16 protein-coding genes are annotated in these 14549 nt (G+C 54.3%); 10 read left to right on the forward strand and 6 right to left on the reverse strand.

Annotation, left to right across the window (positions count from 1 at the left end):
* Window positions 1-197 (reverse strand): transposase (locus DG046_RS05805; RefSeq protein ID WP_470207167.1); only part of this gene is annotated, 197 nt, incomplete at its 3' end.
* Window positions 198-588: 391 nt separating this feature from the next.
* Between DG046_RS05805 and DG046_RS05810 the strand changes: the two genes are divergently transcribed.
* On the forward strand, window positions 589-759 hold the full coding sequence (locus DG046_RS05810; protein ID WP_108831563.1) for a 2-hydroxymuconate tautomerase: 171 nt from the start codon (window positions 589-591) through the stop codon (window positions 757-759).
* Window positions 760-862: 103 nt separating this feature from the next.
* On the opposite strand, the gene DG046_RS09660 is transcribed toward DG046_RS05810, so the two are convergent.
* The 3 genes from DG046_RS09660 to DG046_RS05820 form a co-directional block, all read right to left on the reverse strand.
* A complete protein-coding gene (locus tag DG046_RS09660; RefSeq protein ID WP_159082074.1) occupies window positions 863-1015 on the reverse strand; it encodes a hypothetical protein in 153 nt (50 codons plus the stop codon).
* A gap of 341 nt (window positions 1016-1356) precedes the next feature.
* Window positions 1357-2511: a CAP and S-layer homology domain-containing protein gene (locus tag DG046_RS05815; RefSeq protein WP_108831564.1), complete on the reverse strand. Its 1155-nt coding sequence runs from the start codon at window positions 2509-2511 to the stop codon at window positions 1357-1359.
* A gap of 12 nt (window positions 2512-2523) precedes the next feature.
* Window positions 2524-3864 (reverse strand): hemolysin family protein, encoded by a 1341-nt coding sequence (locus tag DG046_RS05820; RefSeq protein WP_108831565.1) that lies wholly within the window; start codon window positions 3862-3864, stop codon window positions 2524-2526.
* A 114-nt stretch (window positions 3865-3978) separates the two neighbouring features.
* Here DG046_RS05820 and DG046_RS05825 point away from each other — a divergent pair, with 114 nt between their 5' ends.
* From DG046_RS05825 to DG046_RS05865, 9 genes are all read left to right on the forward strand, one after another.
* Window positions 3979-5241, forward strand: coding sequence for a M18 family aminopeptidase (locus DG046_RS05825; protein WP_108831566.1), 1263 nt, complete (start codon window positions 3979-3981; stop codon window positions 5239-5241).
* An 18-nt stretch (window positions 5242-5259) separates the two neighbouring features.
* The gene (locus tag DG046_RS05830) at window positions 5260-6303 is read left to right on the forward strand and encodes an alpha/beta fold hydrolase (RefSeq protein WP_108831567.1); all 1044 of its coding nucleotides are present in this window, start codon (window positions 5260-5262) and stop codon (window positions 6301-6303) included.
* A 20-nt stretch (window positions 6304-6323) separates the two neighbouring features.
* Entirely contained in the window at window positions 6324-7481 is a 1158-nt protein-coding gene (locus DG046_RS05835; RefSeq protein WP_159082075.1) for a M20 metallopeptidase family protein, read from the forward strand.
* Window positions 7472-7774 carry an MTH1187 family thiamine-binding protein gene (locus DG046_RS05840; RefSeq protein ID WP_108831569.1) on the forward strand — a complete coding sequence of 101 codons (303 nt, stop codon included), beginning with the start codon at window positions 7472-7474 and terminating at the stop codon, window positions 7772-7774. Before DG046_RS05835 ends, DG046_RS05840 begins: the two co-directional genes overlap by 10 nt.
* Window positions 7775-7777: 3 nt before the next feature.
* Window positions 7778-8554 carry an Mrp/NBP35 family ATP-binding protein gene (locus DG046_RS05845; RefSeq protein ID WP_108831570.1) on the forward strand — a complete coding sequence of 259 codons (777 nt, stop codon included), beginning with the start codon at window positions 7778-7780 and terminating at the stop codon, window positions 8552-8554.
* Between the two features lie 73 nt (window positions 8555-8627).
* On the forward strand, window positions 8628-9533 hold the full coding sequence (locus tag DG046_RS05850) for a DUF422 domain-containing protein (RefSeq protein ID WP_108831571.1): 906 nt from the start codon (window positions 8628-8630) through the stop codon (window positions 9531-9533).
* A 102-nt stretch (window positions 9534-9635) separates the two neighbouring features.
* Window positions 9636-10349 carry an orotidine-5'-phosphate decarboxylase gene (pyrF, locus tag DG046_RS05855; protein WP_108831572.1) on the forward strand — a complete coding sequence of 238 codons (714 nt, stop codon included), beginning with the start codon at window positions 9636-9638 and terminating at the stop codon, window positions 10347-10349.
* Window positions 10346-10975 carry an orotate phosphoribosyltransferase gene (gene pyrE / locus DG046_RS05860; RefSeq protein ID WP_108831573.1) on the forward strand — a complete coding sequence of 210 codons (630 nt, stop codon included), beginning with the start codon at window positions 10346-10348 and terminating at the stop codon, window positions 10973-10975. Before pyrF ends, pyrE begins: the two co-directional genes overlap by 4 nt.
* Window positions 10972-11457 (forward strand): YkvA family protein, encoded by a 486-nt coding sequence (locus tag DG046_RS05865; protein WP_234411468.1) that lies wholly within the window; start codon window positions 10972-10974, stop codon window positions 11455-11457. Before pyrE ends, DG046_RS05865 begins: the two co-directional genes overlap by 4 nt.
* A gap of 133 nt (window positions 11458-11590) precedes the next feature.
* Here the strand turns inward: DG046_RS05865 and DG046_RS05870 are convergent, their stop codons facing one another.
* Together DG046_RS05870 and DG046_RS05875 are read right to left on the reverse strand one after the other, a co-directional pair.
* The gene (locus DG046_RS05870; protein ID WP_108831574.1) at window positions 11591-13852 is read right to left on the reverse strand and encodes an FtsX-like permease family protein; all 2262 of its coding nucleotides are present in this window, start codon (window positions 13850-13852) and stop codon (window positions 11591-11593) included.
* Window positions 13852-14547, reverse strand: coding sequence for an ABC transporter ATP-binding protein (locus tag DG046_RS05875; RefSeq protein ID WP_108831575.1), 696 nt, complete (start codon window positions 14545-14547; stop codon window positions 13852-13854). Before DG046_RS05875 ends, DG046_RS05870 begins: the two co-directional genes overlap by 1 nt.
* Window positions 14548-14549 lie beyond the last annotated feature (2 nt).

The raw sequence follows: 14549 nt of genomic DNA on the forward strand, positions 1-14549 counted from the left end.
ACGAGTTTAATGAGAACCACGGGGTCGATGCTGGGTCGGCCGTTGTCTAGACAGTAAAGGTCTTCCACCAGGTCATAGATGAAGTCGAAGTCCACGTAACGGTCAATTTTTCGCAAAAGATGATCTGCCGGCACGAGTTGGTCCAGAGCAATCATTTGAATTTGTTCTACTTTTTTCTTGTCTTCTTTGTGTAGCATGGCGGCCTCCTTTTTTCTCTATTTTACTATAATTGAGGCGAATGCTGTTTGATGACACAAAAAAAGGAAGGGTGAATCGGATGATTCTCCCTCCCTTTGTCATCACTCTGGGTGCACCTACGGGTGCACTTTTTTATTTGAGAAGATAAAAAAGTAGTATTGTCTGTTAAGTTTAACTTGCCGGCAACTTGCTTTTTTGAGAAACATTAATGATCGAAGTTCAGGAAGTGTTGGAATTAAGCGGTTGTGATAAAATCACATGAAAAAATTAACTTGCCGGCAACTTGATCGATGTGTTGTGGAGGAAAAATGTATTTGCCCGACTTGAAGGGCGGATCATGCAGTTTTATAATAATTAAAGACAGATTGCAGAGGACAAAGGAGGTAGCACATGCCCATCGTTCACGTCGAATTAATCGAAGGTCGTTCCGACGAAGTGAAGGCAAAGATCGCCAAGGAAATCACGGACACGATTCACGAATTGGCGGACACGCCCCGGGAACACGTCCACGTGGTGTTCCAAGACATGAAGCGCAACGACTATTACAACGAAGGCCACTAAGCCTTTATCGCGTTCAAAGAAATCGGGTAAGCTTGAGCTTGCTCGATTTTTTTTGTGGAAATTTTTGCAAGAAAAAACGCCCCGAAAGGCGTTTGTTCGCAAATTACTTGTCTTCTCTATGTTCTTTTTCGATGCGCTCTTTTCGGTCCCGTTCGTCGGCCAAGAGGCGGCGAATCAAGAGGACGATGAGAACGAAAAGAGCGATGGCAAAGGCGAATTGGCCGATGACCACGAGCAAACCGAGACCTTGTAACATGCTTGTTCCTCCTTAGATGAAATAAGTAATTGTATTGAGTCGAACAGTTTCGAGAATTATCCCTCCGCTCTTTTCGATCTCCCTTATTTACCTAGAGGCGGCGAAGGAGAAGGACGATAAGGAAGATGACAATGATGACAGCGATAAAGCCCGTCAAAAGAACGACACTATTCATAACAGCCTCCTTGTAAATGCCGCGTCCCTCATTATAGGGAGTGATATCTCTTATCTATTATACAATATTTTTTACGGGAAGAGCAACGGAAATTGCGTTCACGCATCGGTTTTTTCGTTCGTTTTTCAAAATTTATTCCCGTCATTTTGCCGCGAAAATCTTTCGATCAATTGCCGCGGCTCAGTCCCAGGGCGCCGACGAGGATGCCTGCGCCCGCATCGTCTTCGTCTCGAATGGTGGGGCCGGTGTAGACCTGAATGTTCATCTTTCTGTACATGGGGGAGAGCATATTGTCCCGATGGCCGGGGCTCTTCTCCCAGGCCTTGAAACATTCCTCGGCTAGGACTTCGGGATCCGTAAGAAGGACGGCGCCCCCGCCGGCGCCCGTCTTCGGCAGGGGATATTGAATGAGGTTTTCCCCGATGAAGTAGGCGGGCTTTTTATGGCTCAAATAATCGTAGGCCGTGTAGTAAGGCCGCTTGTCCGGCCGCACGTGGCGCTCGCCGTCGATTCGCATATTGCCGTAAAGGGCGAGCTCCTTGGCCCGGGCGTAGGCGCCGGCCTCCAGGCTCTTGTCGAGAACCAAGGGCCGCAGATGATTTTTCCTGCGGGCCTCGTTGAGGCGGTTTAAGAAAGCCTGTTGAAAGGCCCCGTGATCGAAGGTGCGGCGGCGATTGAACCCGTCGGTTAAGTAGAGGAAGCGGCCGATTTCCGTATCGTAATCGGGCCGGGTGTAGAGAATGTCGTAAAGGGTGAGAAACACGGCTTCGCGGGTGGCGGGGGCGTTGTAAGGGCCGTCGGCCACGGGAAGGGAAAAGGCCATGGCCCGGTAGATCCAGCTGTCCGGCCAGCCGAAGTTGGCGGCTTCCTCGGCGGTAAGGGATTTATCGGCGAGGATCACGGCGATTTTCGACGCTTCGGCGCCGCTTACGGGCTTATCCGGCAGGAAGCTGCCGTCTCGGTAGCCTTGAATTACGGGCAGGGGTCGCTCTCCTTGGGCGAAGGTGAGGGCGTGGATGTAGCCCTTGGCCCAGTGGGTCTCGGCCACGTCTTTAAAGGGCGAGGCTTCTTTTTCAAGGGACGCCGCCTGCTCTTGAAGATTTAAAGCGCAGGCCAGGACCTTGGAAAATTCGGCGCGGGTAATGGGGCGGGCCAAGGCGAGATCGCCTTTTTCGTCGCCGACGATAAGGCCCGCTTCGCAGAGCGTCTGAATTTTTTCCGCGGGGCTCGGGTCCTTTTTCGGCTCTTCTTCGGCGAAACCCGCTCGGGGCAGGAAGAGAAGGACCGATAAAATCAGCGCCGCAAATGCTTTTTTCTTCATGCAGGCCTCCTTTTATTTCTCCTCAGTTTTCTCCGCCTTTCGATCCAAGAGTTGTATTTCCACCCGGGCGATGCGCTTGTCCGTCACGCCCAAAGTGGTAAGCTTCACGGAATTGCCGTAGAGGACCTTGTGTTTCTTCGTGTCCCCGGCTTCCGGAATAAAGCCCAAAAGCTCGATGGTAAGGCCGGAGATGGTTTCGTGGTTTTCGCTTTCCAGCTCAAGATCCAGCTGCTCGTTAATCGTATCCAATTCCGCCATGCCGTCGGCCACATAGGTGTAGTCGTTAATTTTTAAAATCTGCTTCAAATCGTGGTCGTATTCGTCTTCGATTTCGCCGACGATCTCTTCCACGATGTCTTCGATGGTGACCATGCCCGACAAGCCGCCGTATTCGTCGATTAATATGGCCAGATAATTTTTCGTGGACTGCAGCTCCTGCAAGAGGCGGTCGATGTTTTTTGTTTCGGGAACGAAGTAGGGCTTTTTCATCACCGACTCGATGTCGATGGAGCGGTAGCTGCGCTTGGCGTATTCCACGAAGAGGTCTTTAATGTAGATGGTGCCCACGATGTGGTCGGGGCTGTCCCGATAGACGGGCACGCGGCTGTAACCGGACTCGAGCATTTCCCGGATTTTTCCCGTGTCGAATTCGTCGTAGTCCAGCATATAGAGGGCCGTGCGTGGCGTCATGATCTCGTAGGCCAGTTTGTCGTCGAAGTCCATAATGTTCACCATCATGACTTCGCCGGATTCGTTAATGACCCCGTGTTGTTGGCCGACGCGCAGGTAGGATTTTATTTCCTCTTCGCTGATATTTTTCTCCACATCCTTGGAGTAATTGCCCGAGGCCTTTAAGATCAGGGTGGTGGTAAAGGCGATGAGCTTCACAAAAGGCGCCATGAGTTTGGAAAATACCGTGGCGGCCCCGGCGTTTTTCAGGGCCGTTTGCTCGGCCTTTTGCAGGGCGATGCGCTTGGGCACCAAGACGCCGAAGACCAGGCTGATGTAGGAGAGAAGAAAGATCACGAGAACAAAGGCCAAGGTGTCGGAAAAAGAAATCTCGGCGGATAAAAAGAGCGCGGAAAGAAGAGGCACAAAGGCCTTGGCGCCAAGTGCCGCGGCGAAAAAGCTCGCCAATGTCGTTCCCGTTTGCACCGTGGAGAGGAAGCGGGATTGATTTTTCGTAAGGGCCAAAACCTTTTGCGCCCGCTTGTCGCCTTCTTCCGCCAAATTGCTTATGCGCTCCCGATTGGCGGAGACCAGGGCGATTTCCGTGGCGGTGAAAAAAGCGTTAGCCGCCGTGAGTAGGATAATGAGAAGTAATTCGGGCAGGATCTGCCCAGCGGAATCCATAAAATACATGCCTCCTTTTCTAATAAGTATATACCCCGGAGAAGAAGAAAGATACAAGGGATGAAATGAATTCTGTTATACTAATAGGAGTGAATTGTACTGAAAGGAGCAGTTATGAATAGTAAGGATTTACAGTCTTTCGTGGATTTAAGCCCCACTTCCTACCAAGTGGTGGAGCATATACAAATGGCGGCGGCGGGCTTTGTGCGCCTCGACCGCGAAGACGCCTGGGATTTAAAAGAAGGCGGCAAGTATTACGTGGTGAACGAAGACGGAGCGATTCTCCTCTTTTCCATGGGAAAGAGAGATCCCGAGACCATGGCCTTTCGCACGGTGATCAGCCACACGGACAGCCCGGCCCTGCGCCTCTTGCCCGGCGGCGTGCGCGGCGAAAAGGACTGCGTACGAATGGACGTGGAACCTTACGGCGCCATCATTAACGCCGACTGGTTCGACCGCCCCCTGTCTTTAGCGGGCCGTGTCATCGTGGATAGGGAGGCGGGCGTCAAGAGCATTCCCGTGGATTTCCGCGAGCCCGTGGCCACCATTCCCCATCTGGCGCCCCACCTGCACAAGGACGTGAACAACGGCCACATCTTTAAGGCGGGGAAGGATTTGGTGCCCCTCGGCGCAAAATCCTGGGACGACGGCGGCTTCTTAAAGGATTTGGCGGTCCTTGCCGATGTGAATGAAGAAGATGTGCTGGATTATGATTTATACTTTTATCCCTGGGGGGACAGCACCCTCGTGGGCGCCGACAAAAAGTGGCTTTCCTCGCCGCGGCTGGATAATTTAGCCACGGCCTACCCGGCCTTTATGGCTCTATCCGGCGACGTGAACGAGAACCTCACCCAAGTGGTTTATTTGGCCGATCAGGAAGAAATCGGCAGCCTCACCCAAAGCGGCGGCGACAGCAGCTTCCTTCCCAATGTGCTTCGCCGCATCGTCGGCGATTTAGGCGACGAGGCCTACTTCCGCGCCCTGGCGAGAAGCTTCCTCCTCTCCTGCGACATGGCCCACGGAGATCATCCGAACTATCGGGACAAGGCCAATCCTTCCGCATCGCCTGTATTAGGCGGCGGCGTCACGGTGAAGCTTTCCGCCAGCAGAAGCTACGCCACCCAAGGCCACAGCAGCGCCAGATTTAAGCGCATGATGAAGCGGGCGGGCCTCGAGGTGCAGACCTTCGCCAATCCCCACGGCCAACGGGGCGGCTCCACCATCGGGCCCTTGAGCCTGCGCCACGTGGACATGGAAGCCATCGACATCGGCATCGCCACCTGGGCCATGCACGGCATCCACGAAGTGGTGCACGTGGACGACGTGTCGGATTTCTACGACGCCGTCAGCGCATTTTTTACCACGGAAGATCTGTAAGAGATAAAGGAGGATTCCATGAAAAAACGCAGCCCTTGGCCGGCGGCAGCAGGCCTTCTTTTGGGCGCCTCCATCGTGCCCCAGCTTTCGGCCAAAGCTCGGGAGAAGAATACTGCCCGCAAACTGGCCCGGTGGGAAGCCTCGGGGCCCATTCATCGCCTGGCCCTTTACGATCACGAAGACGGCATCATCACCGGCGTGTACAAATCTCCCGTGGACGGTCTGCCATTGGCCTTTACCATTATCGAAGCCGAGAATCCCGTGGGCCTCGTGCAAATCGTCCACGGAGCTCAGGAGCACTCCGGCTATTACAAAGCCTTCGCCTACCGCCTGGCGCGGGCGGGCTTTACCGTGCTCCTATCCGACAATCGGGGCCACGGCGATTCCGTCTCGGCGGATCACCCCCGGGCCTATATCTCATCCATCGACGACATCGTGGCGGATCAATACGCCCTCACTCTGTTTTTTAAAAATCGCTACCCGGGCCTTCCCCTGGCCATGTTCGGCCACTCCTTCGGCTCCCTCATCGCGCGGAACTACATCATGGCCCACGACGATGCCATCGACAAATTGATCTTAACGGGCCTTGTGTGCTACCCGCCACAAGCCGGCGTGGGCCTGTTTTTCGGCAATGTGGAAAGCTTCTACACCAGCCCCAAGCGCCGCGGCGCCCTGATCCGCATGATGGATTCAAAGACCAAGGCGGCCCTGGACACCATCAGCAACAATCCCGACTTTTTGCAGGCCTTCAGAGGCGACGACAAATTGGTGAATTACTATTTAAACGGCGGCGCCATGGCCATTTGGGACAGCGCCTCCCGATTAAAAGATTACGGCCGCTACGCCGTGAAAAATCCCGATCTGAAAGTGCTGGCCCTAAACGGCACGGAAGATCCCCTCACCGGCGGCGCCAAAGGATTGGCGGATACGGCGAAAACTTTCTACAAATTAGGGTATGAAGATTACGAAAACAAAATTTATCCTCACATGAAACACGACCTGCTCCACGAAAGTGCAAGCGAGATCGTCATTTGGGACATCATTCGATTTTTGAAAAGTTAGGGAAGGAAGCGATTCATGCTTTGAATTGGTTAGAACAGGCAAAGGCCATTGAAAAAGACATCGTCGCCTGGCGCAGGCACATTCACGCCCATGCGGAGGTGGGATTTTGTGTGGAAAACACGGCGGCCTTTGTGGAAGAGAAGCTGACATCCTTCGGCTACGCGCCTTATCGCTTGGCGGAGGTGGGCGTCGTCGCCACCGTGGGCCGGGGCGAGCCCGTGATCCTCTTTCGGGCGGACATGGACGCCATTCCCGGCAAGGAAGCAAGCGGCGTGGACTTTCAATCCGAGGAAAACATGCACATGTGCGGCCACGACATGCACACGGCCATGCTCCTCGGGGCGGCGAAGCTTTTAAAGGCCCGCGAAAGCGAACTGAAGGGCACGGTGAAATTGGTCTTTCAACCGGCGGAGGAAATTCTCGCCGGGGCCAAGGCTCTAATCGACGTCGGCCTCTTGGAAAATCCCGCGCCGGAAGCGGCCTTTATGATTCACGTCAACACCATGGACGCGCCGGCTCTCTACATTAAGCCGGGCATTATGACGACGACGAACAACAATTTCCGCATCACCGTCAGGGGAAAGAGCGCTCACGGCGCCATGCCCCAACTCGGCGTGGACGCCACCTACATCGGCGCCGCCATCGTCACGGCTCTGCCGGAGATCGTGGCGAGAGAAGTGGCCTTCGATCGCTCGGCGGTCATTACCACGGGCCACTTCGAGGCCGGGGATGCGCCCAACAGCATTCCCGATGTGGCCATCATCGAAGGCACCTTGCGCAGCTTCAGCGAAGACACCCACGCCTATGTGAAAAAGCGCTTAGCGGAAGTAGTGAAAGGTATAGCCGAAACCTATCGGGGCGCGGCGGAAGTGGAATTTCTCTCCCAAGCCTACATCGTAAACAACGACCCCGACCTGGCGGCTTTGGCAAAAGAAGCGGCAGAGGCGGCGGGCATTCCCGTAAGAGAAGCCGAGCCCGTGCAGGCGTCGGAAGACTTCTCCTACATTGCGAGGGAATTGCCCGCGGCGATGATGATGTCGGGCACGAGGCCTGATTCCGGGGAAGCGTATCCCCTCCACAATCAACACGCAGTATTTAACGAAGACAGCATGGTTTACGGCGTGAGCACTTTTTGCGCCATTGCCGAAAATTATTTCAGGAGGTCATTATGGCAGTAGTAGAATTAACCCTCGTTCCCATCGGAACCCAAAAGACATCGTGCAGCCCCTTTGTTGCGGCGGCCTACGATGCGGTAAAAGACAACGACAAAGTGGAAATCCGCTTAAACCCCATGGGCACCGTCCTGGAGGGGGACATCGACGAGCTCTTCGCCTGCGTGCGGAAAATGCAGGAAGCCGTCTTTGAAGCCGGGGCCGACCGGGTCTACTCCGTGGTCAAAATCGACGACCGCAGAGACAAAAAGGCCAGCTTGGATCAAAAAGTCAACTCCGTCATGTCGAAATTAGTGTAGCCCATGGAAAAGAAACAATCACTGAAAAAACCGCTGAACGCACATTCCTCCATCGGAAAAACCATCGCCGTCTTAAGCGGCAAGGGCGGCGTGGGTAAATCCATGGTCACCGGCCTCTTGGCATCGGAAATGAAGCGCAGAAACAAAGAAGTCGGCGTCTTGGACGCGGACATCTTGGGCCCCTCCGTTCCGAAAATTTTCGGCACCGACGGCACGGTCTTTCAAACGGAAAAGGGCATTCGCCCCTTGAGGACCTCCACGGGCATCGACATTATGAGCGTCAATTCCATTCTGGAAAGCCCCACGGACCCCGTCTTGTGGCGGGCTCCGGTTGTGGGCAATATGCTCACCACCTTCTGGAGCGACGTGAACTGGGGCAAGAAAGATTACCTCTTTATCGACATGCCTCCGGGCACCGGCGACGTGGCCCTCACCGTCTTTCAAACCATGACCGTGGACGGCATCGTCATCGTGACCTCGCCACAGGATTTGGTGTCCATGATCGTGGAAAAGGCCATTAAAATGGCGAAGATGATGGGCCTGCCCGTCATCGGCATTGTGGAAAACATGCAGTACTTCATCGCCCCGGACACCGGCGTGCGCTACGATATTTTCGGCGTCAGCAAAACCGCCGCCATCGCCGAGGAAAAGGGCATTCCCTACCTGGGCGCTTTGCCCATCGATCCGAAGCTCGCCCAATGCGCCGACAAGGGCCGCATCGAAGACTACACGGTGGATTCCTTGAGCGCCATCGTAGACGAAATCGAAAAATTCAAATAGGGAAGCATTGGTTTCTGTGAATCTGTGAGGAGTCCGGCATCTCGGGCTCCTCTCTGTTTAGAAAGGGGGAAGCATGGTTTGGATCCACGGCTTTGAGATCATGTGCTACATCATTACGGCCATGCTTGTTTTCGACATGGTGCGCAAGAGAGACAGGGAAGAAGGGGGCCTGTTTCTCGCCGCCGCCTTGGCGGGCTTCGCCTTGGAGCTCTTGGCCGTTCGCCTGACGGACATCTACCATTACAGCCACGCCTTTTACATTCAGGTCGGTCCCGCACCCTATCAATTTCCCTTTTTCGGCGGCCTTATGTGGGGCGGCGTCGCCGTCTGCGCCCGGCGCATCGCGAAAAAATTTCCCTTCGGCCCCTTCATGACCGCCCTCTTCGCCGGCTGGCTCGTGGTCTCCATGGACCTTTTGCTGGACGTGGCGGCCATTCGCCTGGACGGCGGCTTCTGGATCTGGGACGGCAGGCCGATTAATTTGGCCGTCACCCATCATCTCTTTATGAGCGTCGTGTGGGTGAATTTTCTCGGCTACATGTTCGAAACCCCGGCACTGGTCTACATGACAGAGCTTCGCCGAAAGCGCGCGCCCTCCTCGGCCATAAAAGAAATTTTCATCAGCCTGCTCATCGGCGCGGCGGCCGTGGCCGTCGTGGGAATCCTCTCCGCCGCAGCCCTCTTTCTTGACGGCCTGACCGACGAGTGGTTCAGCTGTGTGGCCTTTATCATTATTTGGTGCGGCGTATTTATTAAGCTGATCATGACCCTGGCGGGCGCGAGGAAAAATCTTTCCTTTCGGGGAGAGAAGGATTGGGTGCTCTTTGTTTTTTGGACGGCCATGTATGCCTACTGCCTGGCCGGGCTATGGTCCCTCGGCGTGATCCGCGCCGCGCCCGTTTACGGCGCCTTCGGGCTCCTTCTCGGGCTCATGACCTTGGCCCTGTGCCTCCTTCGGATTGAAAAGGGCGGCGATTAAGGAAAAGCCGCTCCCGCGGGGGCTTTCATTTCTTTTTTCCCTTTTTCGGTATATACTATGTTGGAAAACAAATTGCACGGATTGACTATAAAGGAGTTGACTATGGAAAAAGACGTCATCGTCGCCTTGGATTTTCCCTCGGCCAATGTGGCACGGGAATTTTTGGCCCGCTTCGACGGCGAAGCCAGGAAGCCCTTCGTGAAAGTGGGCATGGAATTGTTCTACGCTGCCGGACCGGATTTCGTGCTGGAGCTGAAGAGTAAAGGGTATAAGATCTTTTTGGATTTAAAGCTCCACGACATTCCCAACACCGTGGCGGGGGCCGTGCGCTCGTTGAAGGGCCTCGGGGCCGACATGCTCACCCTCCACGCCTCCGGCGGCCGGGAAATGTTTATGCGGGCGAGAGAAGCAGTGAAGGACATGAAGCGCCCGCCCATTCTCCTGGCGGTGACGGTGCTCACGTCTTTTTCCGATGTAGGCAGAAAAGAAGCCCTCTTAGGTGAAAACCGCTCGGCGGAAGATGCGGTGTACCACTTGGCCCATTTGGCCCTTCAGAGCGGCGCCGACGGCGTCGTGTCCTCGGCCATGGAAGGAAAGTATTTAAGGGAACACATTCGTCAATCCTTCCCCTTGGTCTGCCCGGGGATTCGCCCGGCGGGAGCAAGTGTCGGGGATCAAAAGCGGGTGGTCACCCCGGCCGACGCCCGGGATATGGGCGTCGACTACATCGTCGTGGGCCGGCCCATTACACAGGCCAAGGATCCCGTGGCGGCATACAAAGCCATTAAGGAAGAATTTTTAGGAGGTAGCCAATGAAAGCCGTATGCGAACATTTACTGGATATCGGCGCCGTGAGTTTGTCGCCGAACGCGCCCTTTACCTGGGCATCGGGGATTAAGAGCCCCATTTACTGCGACAATCGCCTGATCCTCTCCTATCCCGAGGCGAGAAAGGTCATCGAAGAAGCCCTGGCGGATTTGGTGAAGCGCGAATTCCCCGAAGCGGAAGCCGTTCTCGGCACGGCCACGGCGGGGATCCCCCACGCCTCCTACATTTCCTGGATCTTGGATATGCCTTCGGGCTTTATTCGCTCCAAGGCCAAGGATCACGGCAAGAACAAGCGAATCGAAGGGGCCTTTAAAGAAGGAGAGAAGGTCGTGGTGGTGGAAGATCTCTTCTCCACAGGGGGCAGCTCCATCGACGCCGCCAAGGCCTGCGAAGCCGAAGGGCTCGATGTGGTGGGCATTATTTCCATTTTCAGCTACGAATTAAAGGCGGCGGAAGAAAACTTCGCGGCATCGGGCTTTAAACACGCCTCCCTCGCCACCTTCCCGGAACTGGCGGAAGTGGCCGTGGCCCGCGGCGATTTAAGCGAAGAAGAAGAAGCCCGTCTGAACCTGTGGCGCGAAGATCCCTATGACGAAAGCTGGTGTAAGGAATGAATTGGGCCAAGGTCCTTTTTAAATACCTGCCCCGGGCAAAAAAAGTCGTCTCCGATCCCGACCGCATGGAAAAGCTCGCCAAGGAAAGCTTTTCCATTTTAAAAGGCGAGGGCAAAATGGCCGAGGTGCGAAGAGAGGGCCTGCTCCTCTGGAAGCTTGCAAAAGACACCGTCACCGGCCGCTACCGAGGCCTGAAGAAGCGCAACCTCTTTCTCATCGTGGCAGGGCTCATGTATCTGGTGAATCCCATGGATATTCTGCCGGATTTTCTATTCGCCATCGGCTTTGCCGACGACGTGGGCGTGTTGATGTATGTATTTAAAAAGCTGGATAATGAGATCAAGGCCTACGAAGCGTGGCGCGACGAGGAAGAAGCGCAGATCCCCGACGATGCCTATGTCTATGAAGACGCATCCTTCGGCACGACCATGAAAGAGGCGCCGGATCTCGAGGGCTATCAGGTCATCGACTGGGACGAATAATATTTCCGTTCGTCGGCTGAAAAAGTGAAACAATAAAAAGCCCCCGCAGGGGCTTTGGAGCAATGGAAGAAGGGACAATCCTTAGATTTTCCCTTCTTTTTTCTTGTTAAAACTTCCCGGTACGCCGAGCACATCAGCCGCTTACTTTTTTCAATTCCTTTACCATATTCAAGGCCTTGATTTTTCGGCGCCCCAAGGCCTGGGCCGCAGCAAAGACGGCGAGGTCCAAGGCGTAAATAGCGGCGTAGCTTTTCGGGGCGAAGTGGGGATCGATGTAGACGGAGACCTTTGAAATCGCCAGGGTGAAAAGGTAGCGCATGAGGCGGTCGAATAGAGGCAGGCTCAGAGGGTAGAAGAGGGCCATGGCCACTGCCATGCCCATGAGATAGATTGACGCCACTTCCCCGTCATTGTAGCCGAATATTTTTAGGTAACAAATGTCTTTTTGGGATTTATCCAGAATTAATTTGCTTACGGTGTAGACCAAGGTGAAGTAGAAAATCATGGCCATGACCCGAATGGAGCGCATGGATCCGTCAAAGTTTTCCAAAAAGGCCTCTAAGTAGGCGCCGGTTTTTGCCCGGTCGATTGTGGTGATGAGGCGGTCGTCTTTTACTTTGATGGGCTTTTGGGACCAATAGAGATTGAAATTCTCCTCGTCCTTGTCGATCAATTCATTCATGGCTGCCATGGGCATCAGTGCCTGAATCGAGTGAATGTCATGGGCAATGGCGACGACGTTTAATTGTTTGTAGTTTTTCCATTGGGGAAGTTTGACGGCGATTTTATCTCCCGGTTTTAACTTATCCCGGTGGGCAAGGCCGGTGGAGATCACCACGTCTTTTGCCCCCATGGTTGTCGGCAGATCTTTTTTATAGGCCGTGTTCTTGTCCGGGCCCAACAGATTCAGATCACTTTTTTCGTTGCCCTTTTTGTAATCCACAGAAAGGCTTAGGCCCTTGTCGGCGTGAATGTCGGGATCCGGCGCCTTCACCATGTAGGTGTAATTGTACTTCAAGTCGTTTCGTATGGAATCCGTGTAGTCGTCAAACATGGGGCCCAGGGCCATGGAAAAGAGCAGAAGCACATTGCCGATGAACATGCCGAAGAAGAGGGCGAGGATATTTAGGCGATTTTCCGCCAAGATTCGGAGCTGCGCCGCCCGCTTAAGGGAAAAACCCTCGAGGGTCGGCGCACTTTTTCGCTTCTTGCGGTGAAATTCCCTTCGCAGAAAGCGAAGCGGCGACAGGCGGAAGTAGCGCATCAGAAGCAGGCGATTCACAAGCCACACAATGCCCAAGGGGATGAGGGTGGTGAGGGCGAAGGCCCGAAGGGACAAAACGGGCACAAAGGGCGGCAGATTATAGGATGTGTAGTAGAGATCGGCGTAGAGTGTGTAGCCTTTCACGTAGGCGAGCGCGTTTCCCGAAAGACCGGCCAAAATCATCAGGCAAGTGGGAATCAGGCTGTAGTGACGCATAAGGCTTTTTGTCTCGTAGCCCATGGCGAGGAGGGTGCCGATCACCGGGGCTTCTTCCTGCAAGAGGCCGCGGGTTTGCAGGGCGCTGATAAATCCCAGAGAAACAAAGAGAAGCACCATGGTAATCACCATCATGGGCACGTCGCCGCCCATGTCGTCGATAAAGTATTGCACGCAACGATTATCGTAGGTGGTGGTGGCGCCGAGAATGGGGCCGGAGGTTTGTGCGTCGGCGAGAATGTCTTCGAATTTGTCCCGCGCCTCATGTTCCGAAAGGCGCCGGTGATTTCTGTAAGAATAGAGGTAGTTGGTCTTTTCATTCAGGGAATCAAAGGCCTCTTTGGTGACGAAAGCGATGGAAAAATGCTTCGTGTCCATGGCCAAATCTCCTTGGCTTTTTAAAATTGTGGAGTAATCCGGGGTGGCCACAAGGCCCGTGATTTTGTAATCCTCCCCCTTTATTTTTAGCACATTGCCAACGTGAAGCGCGCTGGCCTTGGCTAAATTGGCAGCCACGGCGATTTCGCCCTTTTTCTCCGGCAGGCGGCCGGTGTGAATGGCGGCGGTGTTGATCGCATCGCGATTGACGAAGGTGCGCAGAATTTTCTCTCGATGATCCCCGTCGCCGGGAATGCGAAAGATCACTTCTTTATAAAAGTTTTCCGCGAGAAACAAATCCCTTTTTTCAATAGATTCCTTCGCCGAGGGGGACAGGTGATCCGCCATGAGAAATTGCCCGTCTTCCACCTTGTTTTCCGCTAAGCCCTTGTAATACAGAGGCTTAATGGAATTTTGGCTGATGAAAAAAGAGGAGGTGAAGGCCACGGTCAGAAAGGAAACGAAGAAAAGAGGCAAGTAGGTGCCGGGCTTTTTTAAAAACAGGCGCAGAATCCGCCGGTGAAGGGGATTTTTCATTACCACTGCACCTCCTCGGCGGAGAGTATGTGTTTATTCTCTTCGTAAGATTTTAAGCTGCCGTCGTGAAGGCGCAAGATCACGTGGCACATGGAGGCTATGGCCTCGTTGTGGGTGGCGATAATCACCGTGGTCTTGTATTTTCGGTTCAGCGCTTCGATTAAATGCAACACCGCCTCGGCGCTTTCGTAATCCAGCGCGCCGGTGGGTTCGTCGCAAATTAAAAGAGAGGGCTTTTTCGCCATGGCCCGGCCGATGGACACCCGCTGGGCCTGACCGCCGGAAATCTCCGAGGGAAATTTTCGCAGCTGATCGGCGATGCCTAAATCCGCGGCCAAGTCCTCCACATTAAGGGGATCGTCGGAAAGGTAGGCCCCGGTGCGGATGTTTTCGCCCACCGTTAAATTGTCGACGAGATTATAAAATTGAAAGACGAAGCCCAGCTTTTTTCTGCGGTAGAGCTCCAGCTCTTTTTTGTTTAAATGGGCGAGGGACGTGTTGTCGACGATGATTTCCCCTTCGTCCATGGTTTCGATGCCGCCTAAAATAGTTAGGAGGGTGGACTTGCCCGAGCCCGAGGGCCCCAAGAGGCAAGCCAGGCAGCCTTCGGGCAGGGTAAAGGACAGGTCTTTTAAAACATGGAGCCGCTGGTTTTTCGTGCCGTAACTTTTATGTAGATGGTTGATGGTAATCACGA

The sequence above is a fragment of the Aedoeadaptatus coli genome, from assembly GCF_900343085.1.
GTDB lineage: Bacteria > Bacillota > Clostridia > Tissierellales > Peptoniphilaceae > Aedoeadaptatus > Aedoeadaptatus coli.

Coding starts and splice junctions, on each gene's coding strand:
- DG046_RS09660 (WP_159082074.1), bottom strand. CDS start 1,015: ATGTTACAAGGTCTCGGTTTGCTCGTGGTCATCGGCCAATTCGCCTTT.
- pyrE (WP_108831573.1), top strand. CDS start 10,346: ATGAAAGCCGTATGCGAACATTTACTGGATATCGGCGCCGTGAGTTTG.
- DG046_RS05810 (WP_108831563.1), top strand. CDS start 589: ATGCCCATCGTTCACGTCGAATTAATCGAAGGTCGTTCCGACGAAGTG.
- DG046_RS05830 (WP_108831567.1), top strand. CDS start 5,260: ATGAAAAAACGCAGCCCTTGGCCGGCGGCAGCAGGCCTTCTTTTGGGC.
- DG046_RS05865 (WP_234411468.1), top strand. CDS start 10,972: ATGAATTGGGCCAAGGTCCTTTTTAAATACCTGCCCCGGGCAAAAAAA.
- DG046_RS05820 (WP_108831565.1), bottom strand. CDS start 3,864: ATGGATTCCGCTGGGCAGATCCTGCCCGAATTACTTCTCATTATCCTA.
- DG046_RS05845 (WP_108831570.1), top strand. CDS start 7,778: ATGGAAAAGAAACAATCACTGAAAAAACCGCTGAACGCACATTCCTCC.
- DG046_RS05870 (WP_108831574.1), bottom strand. CDS start 13,852: ATGAAAAATCCCCTTCACCGGCGGATTCTGCGCCTGTTTTTAAAAAAG.
- DG046_RS05850 (WP_108831571.1), top strand. CDS start 8,628: ATGGTTTGGATCCACGGCTTTGAGATCATGTGCTACATCATTACGGCC.
- DG046_RS05825 (WP_108831566.1), top strand. CDS start 3,979: ATGAATAGTAAGGATTTACAGTCTTTCGTGGATTTAAGCCCCACTTCC.
- DG046_RS05840 (WP_108831569.1), top strand. CDS start 7,472: ATGGCAGTAGTAGAATTAACCCTCGTTCCCATCGGAACCCAAAAGACA.
- DG046_RS05815 (WP_108831564.1), bottom strand. CDS start 2,511: ATGAAGAAAAAAGCATTTGCGGCGCTGATTTTATCGGTCCTTCTCTTC.
- pyrF (WP_108831572.1), top strand. CDS start 9,636: ATGGAAAAAGACGTCATCGTCGCCTTGGATTTTCCCTCGGCCAATGTG.